This is a genomic window from Tolumonas auensis DSM 9187 (assembly GCF_000023065.1).
Classification (GTDB): domain Bacteria; phylum Pseudomonadota; class Gammaproteobacteria; order Enterobacterales; family Aeromonadaceae; genus Tolumonas; species Tolumonas auensis.
The window spans coordinates 1540165-1559310 of the sequence record NC_012691.1 but is presented as its reverse complement, the minus strand read 5'-3'; the positions used below and the strand labels follow the sequence as shown (position 1 = coordinate 1559310).

20 protein-coding genes are annotated in these 19146 nt (G+C 47.4%); 11 read left to right on the top strand and 9 right to left on the bottom strand.

All coding sequences use genetic code 11. The annotated features are described in order from the left end of the window. Positions 1-38 precede the first annotated feature (38 nt). From TOLA_RS07205 to TOLA_RS07190, 4 genes are all read right to left on the bottom strand, one after another. A complete protein-coding gene (locus TOLA_RS07205) occupies positions 39-1307 on the bottom strand; it encodes a tetratricopeptide repeat protein (RefSeq protein ID WP_015878497.1) in 1269 nt (422 codons plus the stop codon). Positions 1308-1318: 11 nt separating this feature from the next. Beyond that, positions 1319-2506 carry a PilZ domain-containing protein gene (locus TOLA_RS07200; RefSeq protein WP_015878496.1) on the bottom strand — a complete coding sequence of 396 codons (1188 nt, stop codon included), beginning with the start codon at positions 2504-2506 and terminating at the stop codon, positions 1319-1321. A 63-nt stretch (positions 2507-2569) separates the two neighbouring features. Continuing rightward, a complete protein-coding gene (locus TOLA_RS07195) occupies positions 2570-4042 on the bottom strand; it encodes a glycosyltransferase family 2 protein (protein WP_015878495.1) in 1473 nt (490 codons plus the stop codon). 160 nt (positions 4043-4202) lie between these two features. Continuing rightward, positions 4203-5513, bottom strand: a complete 1311-nt coding sequence (locus TOLA_RS07190; RefSeq protein ID WP_015878494.1) for a nucleotide sugar dehydrogenase — start codon at positions 5511-5513, stop codon at positions 4203-4205. Between the two features lie 980 nt (positions 5514-6493). Here TOLA_RS07190 and TOLA_RS07185 point away from each other — a divergent pair. From TOLA_RS07185 to TOLA_RS07170, 4 genes are all read left to right on the top strand, one after another. Continuing rightward, positions 6494-7243, top strand: coding sequence for a polysaccharide lyase family 7 protein (locus TOLA_RS07185; protein ID WP_015878493.1), 750 nt, complete (start codon positions 6494-6496; stop codon positions 7241-7243). 146 nt (positions 7244-7389) lie between these two features. Continuing rightward, entirely contained in the window at positions 7390-7773 is a 384-nt protein-coding gene (locus tag TOLA_RS07180) for a YidH family protein (RefSeq protein WP_015878492.1), read from the top strand. Between the two features lie 79 nt (positions 7774-7852). Then, on the top strand, positions 7853-8596 hold the full coding sequence (locus tag TOLA_RS07175) for an SPL family radical SAM protein (RefSeq protein WP_015878491.1): 744 nt from the start codon (positions 7853-7855) through the stop codon (positions 8594-8596). Between the two features lie 70 nt (positions 8597-8666). Beyond that, positions 8667-8963 carry a YkgJ family cysteine cluster protein gene (locus TOLA_RS07170; RefSeq protein ID WP_015878490.1) on the top strand — a complete coding sequence of 99 codons (297 nt, stop codon included), beginning with the start codon at positions 8667-8669 and terminating at the stop codon, positions 8961-8963. Positions 8964-9005: 42 nt separating this feature from the next. Here the strand turns inward: TOLA_RS07170 and TOLA_RS07165 are convergent, their stop codons facing one another. Genes TOLA_RS07165 through TOLA_RS07155 form a run of 3 tightly spaced genes read right to left on the bottom strand, consistent with a single transcriptional unit; the run spans position 9006 to position 11302 of the window. Further along, positions 9006-9911, bottom strand: coding sequence for a DUF1848 domain-containing protein (locus TOLA_RS07165; RefSeq protein WP_015878489.1), 906 nt, complete (start codon positions 9909-9911; stop codon positions 9006-9008). 5 nt (positions 9912-9916) lie between these two features. Beyond that, the gene (locus TOLA_RS07160) at positions 9917-10375 is read right to left on the bottom strand and encodes a YccF domain-containing protein (protein ID WP_015878488.1); all 459 of its coding nucleotides are present in this window, start codon (positions 10373-10375) and stop codon (positions 9917-9919) included. Between the two features lie 36 nt (positions 10376-10411). Then, on the bottom strand, positions 10412-11302 hold the full coding sequence (locus TOLA_RS07155) for a LysR family transcriptional regulator (protein ID WP_015878487.1): 891 nt from the start codon (positions 11300-11302) through the stop codon (positions 10412-10414). Positions 11303-11403: 101 nt separating this feature from the next. Here TOLA_RS07155 and TOLA_RS07150 point away from each other — a divergent pair, with 101 nt between their 5' ends. From TOLA_RS07150 to rsuA, 3 genes are all read left to right on the top strand, one after another. Further along, entirely contained in the window at positions 11404-12045 is a 642-nt protein-coding gene (locus TOLA_RS07150) for an NAD(P)-dependent oxidoreductase (protein WP_015878486.1), read from the top strand. Positions 12046-12170: 125 nt separating this feature from the next. Then, positions 12171-12782 (top strand): YigZ family protein, encoded by a 612-nt coding sequence (locus TOLA_RS07145; RefSeq protein ID WP_015878485.1) that lies wholly within the window; start codon positions 12171-12173, stop codon positions 12780-12782. Positions 12783-12805: 23 nt separating this feature from the next. Then, positions 12806-13501, top strand: a complete 696-nt coding sequence (gene rsuA / locus TOLA_RS07140) for a 16S rRNA pseudouridine(516) synthase RsuA (RefSeq protein WP_015878484.1) — start codon at positions 12806-12808, stop codon at positions 13499-13501. On the opposite strand, the gene TOLA_RS07135 is transcribed toward rsuA, so the two are convergent. After that, positions 13498-14382: a DMT family transporter gene (locus TOLA_RS07135; RefSeq protein WP_015878483.1), complete on the bottom strand. Its 885-nt coding sequence runs from the start codon at positions 14380-14382 to the stop codon at positions 13498-13500. The two genes, rsuA and TOLA_RS07135, sit on opposite strands and share 4 nt — an antisense overlap. A 67-nt stretch (positions 14383-14449) precedes the next feature. Continuing rightward, positions 14450-15589 (bottom strand): PilT/PilU family type 4a pilus ATPase, encoded by a 1140-nt coding sequence (locus TOLA_RS07130; RefSeq protein ID WP_041609767.1) that lies wholly within the window; start codon positions 15587-15589, stop codon positions 14450-14452. A 196-nt stretch (positions 15590-15785) separates the two neighbouring features. Between TOLA_RS07130 and TOLA_RS07125 the strand changes: the two genes are divergently transcribed. From TOLA_RS07125 to hxpB, 4 genes are all read left to right on the top strand, one after another. Then, positions 15786-16655 carry a fructosamine kinase family protein gene (locus tag TOLA_RS07125; protein WP_015878481.1) on the top strand — a complete coding sequence of 290 codons (870 nt, stop codon included), beginning with the start codon at positions 15786-15788 and terminating at the stop codon, positions 16653-16655. 71 nt (positions 16656-16726) lie between these two features. Continuing rightward, positions 16727-16936 (top strand): YaeP family protein, encoded by a 210-nt coding sequence (locus TOLA_RS07120; protein ID WP_015878480.1) that lies wholly within the window; start codon positions 16727-16729, stop codon positions 16934-16936. Between the two features lie 43 nt (positions 16937-16979). Then, a complete protein-coding gene (locus TOLA_RS07115) occupies positions 16980-18338 on the top strand; it encodes an MATE family efflux transporter (protein WP_015878479.1) in 1359 nt (452 codons plus the stop codon). 132 nt (positions 18339-18470) lie between these two features. After that, a complete protein-coding gene (hxpB, locus tag TOLA_RS07110; RefSeq protein ID WP_015878478.1) occupies positions 18471-19121 on the top strand; it encodes a hexitol phosphatase HxpB in 651 nt (216 codons plus the stop codon). The last annotated feature ends 25 nt before the right edge of the window (positions 19122-19146 follow it).

Below are 19146 nucleotides of genomic sequence, written 5' to 3'. Positions count from 1 at the left end.
ATCAGCGGTTCCGCAATGCGGACAGAACATCATTCCGGTTAGAAATTACTGACTAACTCAGTCTGACTGACTTGTGTCTGAAGCTGAGGTAGCTGTGCTGCTGTTCTGAATTTTCTGCTATTGCGCTCTTGCGCCAATAACACCGAAGCCTGTTGCTGCTGGCGCAGATCTAATTTCAGATCGGCTAACCGCTGTTGCTCTTTGCGGCTGTCAGGCCGTTGTTCCAATGCAAGGGAGGCAAAAACCCAGGCATAAACAGGATTCGCTTTTATTCCCGGCGTATGGAGGAAGGCATCTGCCAGAGCAACGTCCGCTTTGCTGTAGCCTTCTCTTGCTGCTTTGACCAATAGGTTTATACCTTCCTGCACACGAAGCTCACCATCCAGCATGCCACTGAGGTACAGTCGTCCCAGTAAATAACTGGCTTCAGGTAATTCGGTACTTTGTTTCAGCCAGTTTTCGGCTTTATGGGGATCCGCTACTGTTCTGCGCCCTTCCAGATAAAGACGACCGAGTAAATAGGCAGCCTGTTTTTCCCCTTGCTGATGCAATACCACGAGACGTTTTTCGATTTGGCTGGTTTCTGCGTCTTCGCCAGGCTGACCGAGTAATAAACCAGCCAGCATCAGTTCGACCTGCGGATTCCGTCCACCGGCCAGACTTGCCAGCTCGATCGCCGGTTTACTCATCGGCGCCCCTGAAGAACTGCTGGTTAATGTTGTCATCAACGGCACAACATCACTGTCCAGCAGACGGTTAGAATCCAGATCAGCTTTTATTGCCGCAAACAGTTCAGGCCATCCTGCGTCACCTTGCTGACGTAATGCCATCAGTTGCAAACGCCGGCATAACTGCAGATTAGAAGGTTGCGTGTAGCCAAATGCCGGCGTAGTCACCGCGATGTTCTGGCAGACTGACTTTAACTCTGCCGCGGTGGTTTCTGTTTTCAGGGCATCCGGCAGACGTAGCATGGCCCAGAGCCAGATACGCTGACTGGGTGCCAGGCGTTTATCGGCCTGCCGGACAAGCGTCAGTAATTTATCTTTGCCGGGGTGCTGCGGATACTGGCTGTAGAACATGATCAGCTCATACGCGACATCGCCTCGGCGTGTCTGCTGAGCCCACAGCATTTCCCGCGTTTCGCCGGGTTCCGGTCTGGCACCGGCATAACCCGACTCCTGCAAGGAGTGCCATTGTGTGACCGGATTGATATCGATCCGGCTTTTTTTCTGGAGCTGAGTGGTTTTATTCTGACAGGCCAGCAACCCACCACTTATTAATAAAATCAACAGAATAGAGTGTTTCATGACTTGCCCTCTCAGGGAGTGGGAATAATCCTGGTAAGTAATTCCTGCGCCGTCTGGTATAACTGCCCCAGCCAGGAAGGCGCTATCGATACCGCCACAGGAGAACCTACCGCTGCAGCCGGAAGCGGTTTATCCGGAATCACCACGACCGAAACAACCCCCTGCGTTTGATTAGGCATTTGTTCATTCATTACTACCTGACTCACGGTACCGCTCAGTTCAGGAGATAAACCCGGTAAGGTCAGAGAGACTTTTGAGCCTGCAGTCAAACCGGCGTAATCGGCATAATCAAAATTCGCCTGTATATAAGGTTTACTCTGCGCTGGCACCAGCTGTACCACTGCTTTATCCCGCTCCAGAAACTGTCCGTCAGCCATCACACCCACACCGACCACCCCACAATCGCAGGGGCTCGTCAGGGGGTAATTCATTTGTGTTTGTAACAATGAAAGCAATTCAGGATCGGACGATGCGCTGCTTTTCAGCATGGTCGTTAACTGTTCAGTCCACGGCGCCTGTATCCGGGCGACCGGCATACCCGCTTTGACCTGACTCCCGATTTTCACCAGTAAGTCGACGTTGCCTTCTCTTGGCATCAACACTGAGAGCTGTGGTAATACCACCGACGCGCTGCGGGCATTGGTCATCAGAAAATGTGTTGCCAGCGTCGTCAGCAAAGAGATAAAGGCACCAAGGCCAATCGCAAACACGACCAGCGTCACCGACAATGCCTTGACCCGTGCCCAGCCGGTTAACCCTGCACTGGTATTCACTTTTCTCGCTTTCGTGAAGTTTTCCCGGTTCATGGTCGTCAGAACGTCATTAACCCGGGCGATCTCGCCACCGAGGAATTTGCTGATCAGTAACCGCAAGGTTGATACTTCCTGTATTCCCAGATCCTGAAACTCACAGCCAAAACGATGTTCTTCCATGAGTTCATTTATCACCTGAAAATTCACTTTCAGTACAAATTCAACCGAGTCAAAGATAAATAACAGGCGTCCCTTATAGATGTGTTTCAGGTGTAAACGGGACTCTTCATCAACCACACTGAAGCCGCTGGCTGAAATCTCATTAATTTCCAGTACATATTGATTATGTTGATGATCTGTAACGATCAAACGCGCTGGAATTTTCACCCGGGCATGACGTCGCTGAGCTTCGGTTTCATGAACCAGATTCAAGTTTGCAGTTGTCATCTTTCATCCCCTTCCTTTGCAGCCTCAATGGCGCCCTGTCGCTGGCATTAACAGCTGGCCGGACTAAACCAGATGAACGACTACCGCAAGAAACACACTGACTGCCGAAAACGTCATAGCAGAGGTGGACCAGCGGTTAAACCAGGTTTGAAAAGCACCATGATCATGTTTGAGTTTGGTGTTTTGACGTGTCCACGACTGACGATCCAAACGAAACACCACATAGATTTTGATTAATGAACCAAAGATTTGATTGAAATACAGCATGAGCGGAAACCCCGGCCCCACATGGTGGCCAGAGGCCAGTAACATCAGCGAAACCACCGTCCGGGTCAGCGCAATCCACAGTAAATAGATCACCAGATAGCCGATGTCATACTTGATTGCCGCCAACACAGCCGCTGTCAGCCCCAATACACTGGTCCACATCGAGATCCGCTGATCAAACAATACGTAATAGGTGAACCAGCCCAGCCGTTTTCCCCCTAGACGGGTGGCACGGGAGTTTTGTCGCAATGAATTGCCATACCAGCGGAACATCAGCTGGCGTGCAGCCGCCAGAAAATGCTTTGAGGGCGGATGCTCTACGGTGGTGATCTCCGCATCCGGCACATAATAGGTATCCCAGCCCTGCCGCATCATGCTGTACCAGCTGGATTTATCATCACCGGTCAGAAATTTGAAACGTCCCAGCCGCCAGTGATCCAGATGATCATTTTCCACGTCAGAAATAAAATCGGGTTCTGTAACAACCTCGGCACGGAATAACGACATTCTGCCGGTCAGCGTCAACACCCGTTTGGACAGCGCCATGGAACACATGCTGATATGACGCTGTGCAAAACGCAGCTTGTGCCACTGGCTCATCCAGTAACTGCCTAACACATCGCAATATTCATTCGTCGTCAGGGCCCCGACCTGAGGGAATAACGAAAAATAAGGGCAGGATTTCCGGATAATGCCATCCGATAACACAGTATCGCCATCCACAACCGCCACCAGCGCCTGCTTATCCGGCATATCCCGGGCGATTGCCCGAAAGCCGTTAGCCAATCCATCGCGCTTACCCGTGCCGGGAATACGCACAAAGTGCAACGTCACCCGCTCCGCAGGCGGATTCGCCTGTTGCCATAACATATTGATCAGTGATTCATCCGACATCTCGACAATTGATGCCACGACCGTAGCCGGATAACCGCAGGCGATCGCCTCGGCAATCACCGACCGGTAGACCATTGCTGTTGTCATCGCATCAATACGAAAACTGGTCACCATCAGATAGATGTGTGACGGCGGTTGTTCGGCCTCTGCTTTTACAGCCAGTTTCCGGTGACGGGGAAACACTACGTAACAGAAAAACAGTCCACGCAGATAATGCATAAGGCCGACGCTATATCGCCAAATCCCCACACCACCGACCACCAGCAGAAACTCCGGATGATCAGTTTTAAACACAGACGGCGGCACCATCAGTGCTAAAGCACACAGCAGAGAACCTAATAGAAACCAGCCGGAAATCGTTTGCATCCGTTCCATAACGCCCCCATTCCGCCATTCCCGGCAGGAATAATCAGGGGATCGCAACACTTTTGCAGAACACAGGGAAAAGAAACCCCAACCCATTAATTAATGGAGCAAAAGTGTGCGATCAGTGATTAACAAGCAACAGTCAGAACGACGGACTGCCGACCCGTTGTTACCAGCAAATACCCTGTTTATTAAACACAGAGGTATTGGTCATGAACCCGGCCAGATCGACCAGATATTTATCCTCAGGCCACGACTCCATCATGGCCTGGAAAGCCTTATCTTTATTACCGACAATCAAAACATCAACGTTGTCGAGTAAATCCGATTCGTTTTCCGCCAGCAGTGAAGAAACATGAGGAATTTTGCCGTTGATGTAATCACGGTTAGCACCGTGTACGCTGGCAAACTTAACGTTGCGGTCATAAATGGAGAGTTGATATCCTTTACCTATCAACATCTCCGCCAGTTCAACCAGCGGGCTTTCGCGCAGATCATCCGTTTCAGCTTTGAAGCTCAACCCCAGCATCCCCACCCGGCGTTTATTCAGTGACTCAATCACCTCAAACGCACGCTTGACCTGATATTCATTACTCGCCATGACCGATGAAATCAGCGGAGTGTGAATATCCAGTTTGGCAGCCCGGTAATTGAGTGCCCGGACATCCTTCGGCAAGCACGAACCACCGAATGCAAAACCTGGTTTCATGTAATAACTGGATATATTCAGTTTATGATCACGGCACACCACATTCATGACCTCACGGCCATCCACATTCAGCGCTTTTGCAATACTGCCGATTTCATTCGCAAAGCTGACTTTAACGGCATGCCAGACATTGCAGGTGTATTTCACCATTTCCGCGACTTCGATAGGTTTGCAGATAAACGGTGCATGTAAGTCGCTGTAAAGCTGCTCCATCAAACGGCCGGTTTCTTCGTCCAACACGCCAACTACGGTCATAGGTGGCTCGTCATAATCACGAATCGCCGTACTTTCACGCAGGAATTCCGGGTTAACACCCAACCCGAAATCAGCACCCGCTTTCATCTGGGCACAATCTTCGAGAATAGGTAACACCGTCTCTTTCACCGTTCCCGGCAGAACAGTACTGCGGATAATAACCGTATGACGGGAGGTTTTTTCGCGCATCGCCATGCCTATTTCACGGCACACGGCTTCAATATATTCCAGACTCAGATCCCCGTTACGTTTGCTCGGAGTCGGTACACACACCATTGTAATGTCACTGTTATGGATGGCATCCATATAGTCTGTCGTGGCTCTGATACGTCCGGCGATTTTTCCTGCCGTCAGCAGTTCATCCAACCCAGGTTCAACAATGGGCGAACGGCCCGCATTGATTAGCTCCACTTTTTGTTTGGAAACATCGACCCCGATAATCAGGTGGCCACGCTGTGCAAGGCAGGCAGTACAAACTGCGCCGACATAACCCATACCAAAAATACTGATACGCATGAAGCGCTCCTTTCAGTTATGCATTCCATTGTGATGCATTGACACCATGAACTAAGTCAACAGCACTCTCCCAATACGATATGTTTAACGCAGTGTGATTAAGAGCATAAAACTGGCCAAATTTTAACCAATTTAACATTTCAGTAACACGAAACTTCCGAAACCCAAACCAAGGGACTGATTTTTATTATCATTTACCTGTTCATTTTTTAACCAATGAGTTTCAATTAACACCTGTTATTCACTTATTTATAAGGAAGAACTAATTTAAAAAAAGCCATTTTTGCACCACTTTGCAACCCCAGAATATTCCATTCGCACCAATTTAAATCAAAAATCATAAAAACTGCATGATATAGCAGCAATAGGATTAACATTATTTTCATAAAACTAATTTATGAAGAAGTAATATAGGTTTTAATATATTTGTTACTATGTTAATTACTTAATTCAATTAATATAGAAAGAGAATGCACCAAAATAGTCTTTATTTGCATAAACAAACCCATATAAATCCCACCGGAATAATTCAAAAGAACGAAAAATAAATTATTATATCTATCATGAAGTTACTTATTAAATATAAGTTTTCAAAAAATCACATATTGATATTTATTTTAATTCCGTCATGATAAATGCATCCGGGTAATGTCTGTAGATTATATCCGGGTACCGCCCTGTGAGAATTAGCACAGGTGTGTAATTGCCTTGAAGAGCTCGAGGACTTCCAGATGAAAGCTGATGCGAACGATACCTCTGTCCGCAATAGTTTCCGTTGCATATGCCAGCGGAAACTACTGCGGAATATATACCCCCCCCCAAAAATCAGATTTGATGAAATCGGATATACGATGTTGAAATAGCAATTCCCTGATTCAGGAAGAGCTATTCCTGCGTATTTAATTTTCCATTTCTGGAATTTCACTCATCACCATCCGAAAGGTGTGGTGATTATATTTTTATATTTTTTGAGTAGCTATATGAAGAAATTAATTTTGTTATGCCTGTTATCTATGGCATCAGTACAAGCAGCCACCACTTATATTTCACCCGCCACAGGTAATTTCGATTTACGTCAATGGAAAATAACATTGCCGATTGCCGATAGTAGCGGTGATGCAGCAGAAATATCACCAGACGAAATAATGGCCGGTTACGCCAGTAAATATTTCTATCTGGATGATAAAGGTAAAATGACTTTCTGGACGCCTGTAAACGGCAAACTGGCAACGACGCCAAACTCCTCATATCCCCGTTCCGAATTGCGTGAAATCATTGGTGATAATTCACGTGATGACTGGAACTGGGAAGGACACCATACCTTACAGGCATGTGTGTGGGTATCTCAGGTTTCCATGAGCAAAAAAGTGATTATCGGTCAGATCCATAGCTACGGTGTACCACTGGTCAAACTGCAGTGGTATAACGGCGATGTATATGCACAGATCAAGCGTCAGGAAAACGGCGAGAATGGTGAAATCAAAACCAAACTGGCCTCTCCGGGCGCTAACAAATTCTGTTACACCATTGATTCTAATGCCGGAGTAGTAAACGTTAGTGTAGCTGGTGGCGGCACTGCAACTTATGACTATGTTGGCACCGACCCTAACTGGAAACTTCAGAAGTTTTATTTTAAAGCGGGTTCTTACTGTCAGGAAAAAATTGGCGCAGATACAACCCCGGGTGCAGGTTGTAAAGTTCGTTTCGGTTCAATGGTCTCCACGCACTAAGCTTGCTTCATGATTCTCCTTTTCTTTTAGCCTCCTTATAACGGAGGCTTTTTTGTGCATGAAAGCATCGGTTTCTGTTGCTTCTGATTTCCGCTATCCTTAATGCAGAAGAACGATGCCTTGACTCCATCCAGGACACCCTGATTATGCCCATATCTGAATCTGATCCCCGTGTGTTTTTTGCAGCTGAGCGTACCTTGCTGGCCTGGTTACGCACCGGGCTGACAATTATTGCTCTTGGTTTTGTTGTTTCCCGCTTTGGATTATTTATTCAACTGTTTGAAGCTCAATTACAAAGCATTCCGGCAGTATCACACACCTCTTTATCTGCCTTCATGGGTATCCTTTTTGTTATCACCGGTTCGTTGACGATCGTTATTGCCGCCGTTCAGCACTACAGATATATATCTCAGTTGCCTCAAACCGATCTGCCCCCCAGGTACTCCAAATCATTTGCCGTCCTTTTATCGTTTATGCTGGGGATACTGGGAATGGGACTGGCCGGCTATCTTCTGCTGAGTCAGCCCTGAGTCGTTAGATCACACCATCTATACGGACAGATGCCACAGGTCAAATATCCTTATATTTCTCTGCAAGGATACATAATGTATGAACATAAACGAGATTCAATCCAAGTCGATCCTCTCTGCATCTAAAGTTTATGACTATGTGGTTAACCCTTATGTTGGTTGCCAGCACGGTTGCTCATATTGTTATGCGCGATATATGAAACGCTTTACCGGTCATAAAGAGCCTTGGGGCGAATTTGTTGATGTAAAAATTAATGCAGCCGAGCTATTACAAAAGGAAATCAATAAGAAAAAGAAAGCTAAAGTATGGATCAGCGGAGTATGCGACCCCTATCAGCCTCTGGAAGCAAAATATGAGTTAACCAGAAAATGTTTGCAGATATTGGCGCAGAATGACTGGCCTGTTGTAATTCAAACGCGTTCGCCATTAGTTCTCCGCGACATCGACATTATCAAGGAGGCAAAGCACTTTGAAGTTGGGTTTTCTATTACCACCGCAGACGATGAGATCAGAAAACTGTTTGAGCCCCATGCACCATCAATAATGGAGCGCTTAAACTCACTAGCTGAGTTGCATCAGTCGGGGATCAGAACTTACGCAATGATTGCCCCTATCCTTCCGGGAGCGGAAGATTTGGTAGAGATGCTCGAAGGGATCGTTGATTACATTTATGTTGACCGCATGAATTATAACTACGCTGATTTCATATACAAAAAGTATCATCTGGAAGATAAACGCTCTGATGAATACTTCGATTTTGTTGGTCAGGAAATTATGTATAAATGCACACAGCTGGGAATCGAGTGTCATATATTTTTCTGAGTAATTTAGCCATTTATCTTCGGAATAGCGTATACATAAGCTGATTACTTATCACCTGCTGCAGTGATTTATGACTATTGAAGTAAAAGTTTTAGATGAACCAAAGATAACATGTGCAAATTGTGAGGCCTGTTGCTGTCGCTTAGAGGTGATGCTGATTACCGATACAGGCGTTCCGGAACACTATATTGCTATAGATCCGTGGGGTGGCCAGGTCATGGCACGCCTGGACGATGGCTGGTGCGCCGCACTCGATCGCGACACGTTGATGTGTACAATTTACGATCATCGCCCCTTAATCTGCAGAGAATTTGAAATGGGTGCAGATGAATGCATTACTGAGCGGAAAGAATATTTGAATGAATAGTGTTGGTAAGTAAGCGCCTTGACCGTTGTTCGGATTGATTTACTAACGGACAGGTATCAGTTCTGCGGGATTTAGTAAGAATGGGCTGTCAGGATCATGTTGCTTATAGTTCCTGACTGCCTGTTGATGATGGTAGGTTGCGTAGCAGTACTGGCAGCCATGCACACAGGTGTTATACGCCCCGATATCCACGCTCTGTACGCATAAACATTCTGTGCGCTGATTTTTATCCTTCTTCACAGATAAATGCAGGTGAAATAGTTTTTCTATCAATGCCGCATCAATACAGGCTCCGTGCGGAATATCATGTTCCGGATCGATCACCTTTTCTGAACAGGAAAATATTTCCATTTCATGCGCGGCGGCAATCTGACTTAATGCTTTTGATAATTCAGAATACTGTTCTCTGTTCTGCGTGATATCGCTGACCGTTAAATCACCGACACCCCGCAGATTTCTTTCCGTTTTCTTATAAAAATCAGCGAAACTGACCACCACACGCGTCGTATATCCCCGTAGTAATCCGGCAATTCTGGAGAACAAGCGAATATGTTCTTCTGCTGGCAGCAAATTACATAACAGGATGGGATCGTAACGCCAGATCACTTTTTCTTTGCCAATCTGTTGCGATAACTTAATAAAATTATCGATCGCTTTTAATGGATGCAGCGTTGTAGTTTCTAATGCCCGGGGATAACCGGTGATGGTGTACTGGAAATAATAGCGATAGCCCATTTCGTCCAGCAGATTCAGGTGCTTTAACATGGGAAAAGCATTTCGGGTCCAGAAGACGATCACATCCACATCTGCCGGCAGTAACGATATTTGCCGGATCTGTTTGCTGTTAAACGGATTCCTCGTCATCACAAACCCGGCTTTTATCCGGTTCATAAACCAATCGGAATAAAAAGCCGGGATATCAGTACGTCGGCTGGCACTGATGATCATATAACTTATCGGGATCGACGATTATTGAGTTCTGCTGCCGCGCTCTGACCTCGAACAGCTGCGGCCAGCTCTTTTGGCACGATAGTCATACCGATCGGCGCTAATGCAATGCCCGCCAGTTTCAGATGCTGAATAGCAAACGGAATACCGATGATAGTCACGAAACACGCGATAGCCGAACAGATATGTCCGAACGCCAGCCAGATCCCGGCGAACAGAAACCAGATCACATTGCCAACCAGACCAAAAGGTCCGGTACCAATATCTTCTTTCAGATAGAGATCTTTACGACTAATCGCCTCTTTACCAAACGGGAAAAAAGCAAACTGACCAATCACAAAACAGGCTTTCGCCCACGGGATACCAACAATCGTAATTAATGCCAGCAAACCAGCCAGCCACCAGCCTAACCCCATCACTACACCGCCAAAGACAAACCATATAAGGTTTCCGATCAGACTCATTATTCTCTCCTGTTTCACCAATGGAACAGCATTAAACTACTCATATTTCCTGAAAAACAGCTTAAGTGCATCAATGATCATTTTTGCTTTAGCCGGAATATCTTTACCCGGCGTCACGGCGTATAACCCGGCTGACGGTGACTGCCAGTCAGGCAATACCGGCACCAGTGTTTCATCTGCCAGTAACTCGATAATCTCACTATAGGGTTGTATTGATACTCCCATATGAGCCAGACACCATTGCCGCTGTAACAATATATCACTACCCACCAATTGTGCTTTCACTTTCCCCTGCCAGCGCTGACCATGCGTATGCTGTAACGAAAGCGATGTCTGAGGTTGCGACAAGATCCAGCGTAATTGCATTAATTGCTCAGGTTGCTGCGGGATGCCGGCATTATCAAGATACGCAGGTGTAGCAACGGCTATCATGCGACAACTGGTTAAACGTTGAGCTACCAGCGCCGAGTCTTTCAGTGGCCCGAACCTGATAGCCAGATCATAGCCTTCTGCAATGAGATCACGTTCAACATCACTGCAATCCAAGGTGATTTTCAACCCCGGATATTGCTGCATGAATGGGATCAGAACGCTATTCAGCGGCCCGTGACTTAATCCCAGCGGTGCGGTGATCTTTACTTCTCCGACCGGCTGATCACGCAAGATCTGCAACCCCTCTTCAGCTTCACGGACGGCGCTAATCATTGCCGCAGTGCCGGGGTAAAAATGCCGCCCCGCTTCGCTAAGTGTTAATTTTCTCGTAGAGCGATGTAACAGCGTCACACCCAGCGATTGTTCCAATTGTCGTATATGCTGACTAACAGCGGAGGCTGTCATACCCAGCTTATCCGCCGCGGAAGTCATTGAGCCGGACTCAACAACGGAAGCGAAAACCACCATGCCACGCAAGCGATCCCAATTCAGCATTATTAAGTTTTCCTAAAGAGTGATAGCGATTAACGATGGATTATCAATTCAGGTTAACTGATTAGACTGTTCCCCATCAACTAGCAAAGAGGAAACATCAAATGAAATTAGCAATTATCGGCGCCACCGGTTTTGTCGGCTCAGCCGTATTACAAGAAGCCCTGCAGCAAGGGCACGATGTCACTGCAATTGTTCGTCATCCGGAAAAATTAGCCGTACATCCTTCACTGACCGCAAAGGCTGTCTCTGTTTTTGATGAAGCGGCATTAGCCGATGTACTGCGTGGTCATGATGCCGTGATCAGTGCCTATAACCCAGGCTGGACGAATCCGAATATCCAGAGTCAGATGATTGAAGGTTCCGCTCATATTGTTAACGCAACCAAACAGGCAAAAGTACCTTCGCTGTTAGTGGTTGGTGGTGCCGGTAGTCTGGAAGTCGCGCCGGGCGTACAACTGGTAGATACCCCGCAATTTCCGGCAGAATGGAAAGAAGGTGCATTGGGTGCCCGCGAAGTGCTGAATCAGCTCAAAAATGAGAAAGAACTTAACTGGCGCTTCATTTCACCAGCGGTATTTCTTGAACCGGGGAAAAGAACCGGTCAGTTCCGTTATGGCGATGATGCGGTGTTATTTAATGACGATCAGCCGGCCCGTATCAGTGTAGAAGATCTGGCAGTCGCTATCGTGGAAGAAATTGCCGCGCCGCGTTATAACCAGCGTCGTTTTACCGTAGCTTACTAAGGCCGTAGCTTAAGAAATCAGATACCGGCTCTGCATGGACTTCATTGCAGAGCCTTTTTTTATTGCCCGCAAATGAGTTCGGAACGTGGCATAATACGTTCATTAAACCGTATCTGTTTGTATCAATGACAGCTTCCTATAACATTCCTGCCTCAGAGCACCAGTTCGAGTTTGAAATCAAACGTAGTCAGTTTATCTGCTATGCCGCGCAGGCCAGTCATCGTGAGGCTGCCGATCACTTTATACGCTCCATTCGTGCTCTGCACCCTCAGGCGCGTCATGTTTGCTGGGCCTATATTGCCGGAGCACCTGATACGACAGTGATGTCGATGAGTGATGATGGTGAACCTGGAGGTACTGCCGGGCGTCCGATGCTCAAGGTATTGCAGCACAGTGGCATGGGTGAAATTGTCGTCGCCGTGGTCCGCTATTTCGGCGGTATCAAGCTCGGCACCGGCGGCCTGCAGCGGGCATATTCGGATGCGGTCAGTGGTGTACTGGAAGGATTACCTCTTAAGCTGAAAGTTTCACGTCAGCAAGTTCAGCTACGCTATGACTATGCGCTGGAATCTGCCGTGCGCCATGTATTGAGCCGCTACGATGTGGAGGATGAGCAGATAAGCTACGATTTACAGGTTTCGATGTCCTTACAGATTGCCAGTGCTCAGGTGCAGGCATTTAAAACAGAACTCACTAACCATTGCGCCGGTGCGGTACACTACCCCGCAATAAACTAATCGTTTCACAAAACAGACCCATAATGCGCTTAGATAAACATCTTCATCAATGTCTTGGAATATCCCGTTCCCAGGCTTCGCAGTTGCTCAAGGCCGGACGGATCAGCGTGAATAGTCTGATCATCAAAAGTGGCGCTCAGCATGTCACCGAACAGGATAGTGTCCTGCTGGATGATAAGCCTCTGGATACCCCCGGAGAAAAACTTTACTACTTTATGCTGCATAAGCCACAGGGCTATGTCTGTGCAAATGGTGATGCCAGCCATCCGGGTATCACACGACTGTTTGATTTGCCCTGCGCCAGTGAACTACATGCGGCTGGCCGGCTTGATGCCGATACCACCGGGTTAGTGCTGGTCACAAATGACGGCCAATGGTCTCACCGGGTCACCTCGCCACGAAAACAGTGTGACAAGACATACCGGGTATGGCTGGCTGAACCGATATCGCCGGAGACAGAGGAAATTTTTGCCAAGGGGATTTTATTGCGCAGCGAAACCCAGGTAACGCGTCCGGCACAACTGGAAACGATTACGCCTCAGGAAGTTTTGCTGACTATTCATGAAGGCAAATATCATCAGGTAAAACGTATGTTTGCCGCTGTCGGTAATCATGTCGAACGCTTACACCGCGAACGGATTGGTGAGTTGGTTTTAGATGCAGATCTCCCGGAAGGAAGTTACCGCGAACTGACTCCCGAAGAGATCAGCCTCTTTTAACGCGCCAGCACTAAAGCTGTTCCGAACACCACCAGTATGGCACCCAGCCATGAGCCCGCACCGGGTCTCTGGCGGGTGAAAATCCAGAGTATCGGCAATAGCATGACCGGTGAAGTCGATGACATGATTGCCACTAAGGTCACATTGCCGTGTCTCAGCGCAAACAGAAAGATCGTCATCCCCATCACCATCGCCAGCAGACCGTTAAGCGCAATAATGCCTAAAACCCGCAGATTGATGGGTGATGTTGGTTTACTGAATGGCACCTGTGCCAGTCTTAAACCGCCATGAGCAGCAAAAGCCACCAGCATGCGGACGCATGAAGCAGCAATCGGATCTGCACCGGCAACCATAACGGGCTTTGCAATAATAGTTCCCAGCGACTGGCACAACGCGGCCATAAGCCCCAGACTCAGACTCAACCACAAAGCGCCATGGGTATATTCGAGTTTTTGTGTTTTAGCGCCACTAAACGCGACCGCAACCAAAACACCGGCAAAAACCAACGCAGCGCCCGTCCATCCCTGCAGAGAGAGTCGCTCCTGAAATAACCAGATCCCAAATAATGCAGAAAATGCCGCATGCGTCGCGAAGAGAAGGCTGGCGCGGCGCGGACCAATGCGGTTCATGCAGGCATACAGGCAGGTATCACCGATAAAAATACCGATCAGACCTGAAACAGCCATCATTCCCATTTGTGTCAGTGACAGTGTATAAAAACCACCGCTGACCAGACTCATCGCTCCCAGCATCAGACTGACACAGGCCATACGCCAGCGACTAAACGCGAATGTTCCCAAATGCCGGGCAGGAATCACGGACAACAAACTGGCACAGGCCCATAAAAAAGCAGACACCAGGGCCAGCCATTCCAATGACATAACAACCTCAAATAATGAAGAAGACCGGCAAAAGCCGGTCTGAATATAAGAAACTAATGCTTATCGGTTACAGGAAACCCGGCTCATCACGTTTGACAGGATCAAGTTCCCAGTTCAAGGCCGGCCCTTTGATTTCCAGAGCGCCATTTTCATCATGTAATTTGATCTTCAGTTTCAGGTTATTGAGGGAGTCTGCATTACGCAATGCCTCTTCTTCATCAATAATACCTTCGCAATAAAGCTCAAACAGGCACTGGTCAAACGTCTTCATGCCCAGGTTGACCGATTTCTCCATGATTTCTTTGATGTTGGAGAAATCACCACGGCGGATCATATCCTGAATGGTTGCCGTACCTAACAAAATCTCGACCGCAGCATGACGCTTGCCATCCACTGTTTTTACCAGTCGTTGTGATACAAACGCCTTCAGGTTATTACCCAGATCGTTCATCAGCTGCGCGTGCCGCTCTTCCGGGAAGAAGTTAATAATACGATCCAATGCCTGGTTCGCATTGTTAGCATGCAACGTTGAAATAGCCAAATGACCGGTTTCAGCAAAGGCCAGCGCATGTTCCATGGTTTCACGATCGCGGATTTCCCCGATCAGGATCACGTCCGGAGCCTGACGTAATGTATTTTTCAGTGCGGCATGAAAACTGCGGGTATCCACACCGACTTCACGCTGGTTGATGATACTTTTCTTGTGCGGATGAATATATTCGATAGGATCTTCAATGGTAATGATATGACCACTGGTATTCCGGTTACGATGATCGATGAGCGCAGCTAACGAGGTTGATTTACCTGAGCCTGTTCCCCCGACAAACAGCACCAGCCCGCGTTTTTGCATGATGACGTCCAGCAACACGGGTGGCAGCTTTAACTCTTCAAAAGTAGGAATATCAAGTTTGATATTACGGGCTACAATCGAGATCTCATTACGCTGACGGAAAATATTGACGCGGAAACGGCCAACCCGGGGTAAAGAAAGCGCCAGGTTCATTTCCAGTTCTTTCTCAAAAATGACTTTTTGTTCCGCATCCATGACATCATCGGCAATAGCTGCCACTTCGCCCGGTTTCATCGGTAATTGCTGGATTGGTGTCAGCACACCATTAAATTTAATACTGGGAACCGCTCCTGTTGACAGATATAAGTCCGAGCCATTTTCATAGGCCAGCTTAATCAGCATATCCAGAAATTCCATTGATTCTACCGCAGGCATATACCTCTCCATATCATGCTATGTTTTATAGTTGTTTATTCTGCCGTTTTATTTCACTCATGTACCAGAAATATATAGAAAAATTCGCAAAAACTGCTTCTGTGACCAAAGATACACCCGTAATTCAATAACCTGCTCTATACTTTGATCAGCGTGTGAACTGAGTCTGGAGGTTGATATGTGGCAATCCATTACTAAACAGATCTCCGAATGTATGGATGCACCGTTTACTATAGAAAAACATCAGCTATTGCTACATACCCCGGATTCCAGTTATTACCGGATAACCGATCAGAAGCATGTTATTTCTTTCGTTGTGCGGATCACACCTAAATCATTGGCAGCCAAATTCGATATTTTGACGCGTAATTTAGCGCTCATGGCCGATTGGCTGGTATCACCAAAAATCATCTTGTATGGAACCACCTCAGATCAGTGCTTTGTTGTTTTTCAGCCTTTTGATGTGAAAGAAAACACGCAACCACTCGCCGATGAATGGTACGAATTAGGGAAATGCTTTGCCAGAATGCACCAGCGTTGCCAGCAAGGCATGTATGGCTGGGAAGAAGATACGTTTATTTTCGAACAGATACAGCCTAATCGCTGGCAAAAAAACTGGGCGTCATTTTTTTCTGAACAACGGATCGGCTGGCAGTTGCAGTTACATGAGGAAAAGGGCAGACACCTGATTAATATTGCGGATATGACCAGCGTGATACACAGATTGCTGCATCATCATCATCCTGAACCCAGCCTGCTGCATGGCCAATTATTACCGGACAATATTCTGGTCACCAGCGCGGGCCTGTTTTTACCTGATAATGCCTGCTATTGCGGTGATCGGGAGCTGGATTTAGCCTGGCTGACGACATTTAGTCCGGATTGTGACGACTTTATGCGCGGATATACAGAAACATGGCGGTTACCGCAGGGATTTGAAACCAGACAGGTTATTTATGCGTTATATCCGCTACTGGTGCAGTTACATAATAATCCTGAACTTGAGACCCGGGTGCAGCATCATATTGCACTGATTTTAGCCATCTGAGCGGGATAAACTGGCACGTTAAGCGGGTTATAGCTATAGTGTCGGCGATTTTAATTAACAGAGATTTACCGATGAAACACCTCGCCTACTGCGAAAAAATCAGGGAGGTTTACAGTCAAATCGGGAGTGGAGATCAAGGCTATATGCCTAATGCAATCAGTGTGGTGTTAAAAACACTGGATCAAATCGCCAACAATCCGGATCTGCCTGAAGACGTTCGTGATAACGCTGCTTTTGCTGCTGCAAATCTTCTAATCAGTGATTATTCTGAAGACGCCTGAACATCAGGCGTTTTTTTATCTCCGCTCATATTAAGGTCATGTTGTGATTCAGTATCAACAGGAAATCCGCCGTCTTGTCCGGCTGGCATTACCTATTCTTCTGGCGCAGGTCGCCCAAACAGCAGTGACACTGGTTGATACCATTATGGCTGGCCGGTACAGCGCGATCGATCTGGCTGCCATATCGGTTGCCAGTAGCTTCTGGTTGCCGATAGTGTTAACCAGTCAGGGCATCATCATGGCACTGACGCCGATCGTGGCTCAGTTAAACGGTGCACAGAAGAAAGAAAAAATTCCGGACGCGGTAGCACAAGGCTTATGGCTGACATTGCTGGTATTTATTCCCGCCGGACTCCTGCTTTATACCAGTCCGTTGCTGCTGCATCTGATGGACGTTTCCAGTGTGATGGCAGAAAAAACCACCGGTTATCTGCATGCCATGCTGCTGGGTCTGCCCGCGTATCTTTACTATCAGGTATTACGTAATTATGCGGAAGGACTGTCACATACCATTCCCGGCATGTGTATCGGCTTTGCCGCTTTACTGCTGAACATTCCGCTCAATTATCTGCTGATCTACGGCGTATGGGGCTTACCCGAATTAGGTGGTGTAGGTTGCGGTTTTGCATCTGCCGCTGTCATGTGGTTTATGGCCATCGCCATGACCGTGTACGTCCTTAAATCGCCGTCATATCAGGAATACCGCCTGTTCCGTCATTTCATTGGCTGGCATACAGAAAGCATATTGCGGATATTTAAACTGGGTGCACCGATTGCAATGGCCTTATTCTGCGAGGTGACACTGTTTACGGTAGTCGCATTATTACTCGCCCCGCTCGGCCCGGAAATTGTTGCCAGCCACCAGGTGGCGCTTAACTATTCATCGTTGATCTTCATGCTGCCATTGTCTCTGGGTTATGCCGTCACCATCCGTGTCGGGCATTCCATGGGTGAACAGCAGCCTCAGCAGGCCAAGGTCGCTGTGTTCAGTGGTCTTATTGTCGGATTATCAATGACGGTCATTACGGCAACGCTGACCATTCTGCTTCGTCACTGGATTGCGACACAGTACACCGAAGAGCCGTTCGTGATCACGCTGGCCGCTCACCTGATCATTTTTGCTGCCATCTATCAGTTCTCAGATACTGTCCAGGCCATATCTTCCGGTGCATTGCGTGGTTTTAAAGATACCCGCGTCATCTTCCTGATCACCCTGTTTGCATACTGGCTGATCGGCGTACCGGCAGGCATTCTGCTGGGATTAACCGACTGGATAACCCCGCGCATGGGACCACAAGGCTTCTGGATCGGAATCATTATTGGTCTGACAACAGCCGCAACCTTGCTGGCTTTCCGGTTGCGAAAAACATTACGGAAAACACTGGCCGTGTATACTATTTAACCGGAAAGCAAACTGATAAAATGGGATGCTGATCACCGTTTTCCGCCATGAAACCGGTTTCAGCTTTACATATGGAATGGATACCCCTAACGTTCGTACAGTAATTATTCCCTTACATTCAGAGATTTTCAGATGCAGAAAAAAGCCGTAATTTTCGATATGGATGGTGTATTAATCGATTCAGAACCCTTCTGGCAACAGGCTCAGATCGAAGTATTAAGAGATCTGGGCGTAGAAATTACGCAAAAAGAATGTGAAGAAACCATGGGGCTGCGTATTGATGCGCTTGTTGGACATTGGTACAACAAATATCGCTGGGATGGCTCAAGCGTAGAAGAAACAGCAGTAACTATTGTTGAACGGGTTGCCAGTCATGTGATGCACTCCGGAGAAGCAAAAAGCGGCGTGCATAAGGCTCTTGAGACTATCGCGGCTAAAGGATTTAAAATCGGCCTTGCAACGTCCTCCCCGATGGCTCTGGTCGATGCAGTACTGACCCGCTTAGATATCGGGCACTACTTTTCAATTCGCCACTCTGCTGAATTCGAAGAATATGGGAAGCCACATCCTGCGGTCTATATTCAAGCCGCTGTGCAACTGGGCGTTACCCCTAAAGAATGTATCGCGATTGAAGACAGCTTCAATGGTCTGCTGTCCGCTAAATCCGCCACAATGAAAACCATTGTTATTCCCGAAGCAGCAAATGCCGCGAACCTTCGCTTTTCAATAGCCGATATACAGCTAAGCAGCCTTGATGAACTTTCTGCAGAACATCTGGTATAGAAATATCTAAAAACAAAAAGCCCGC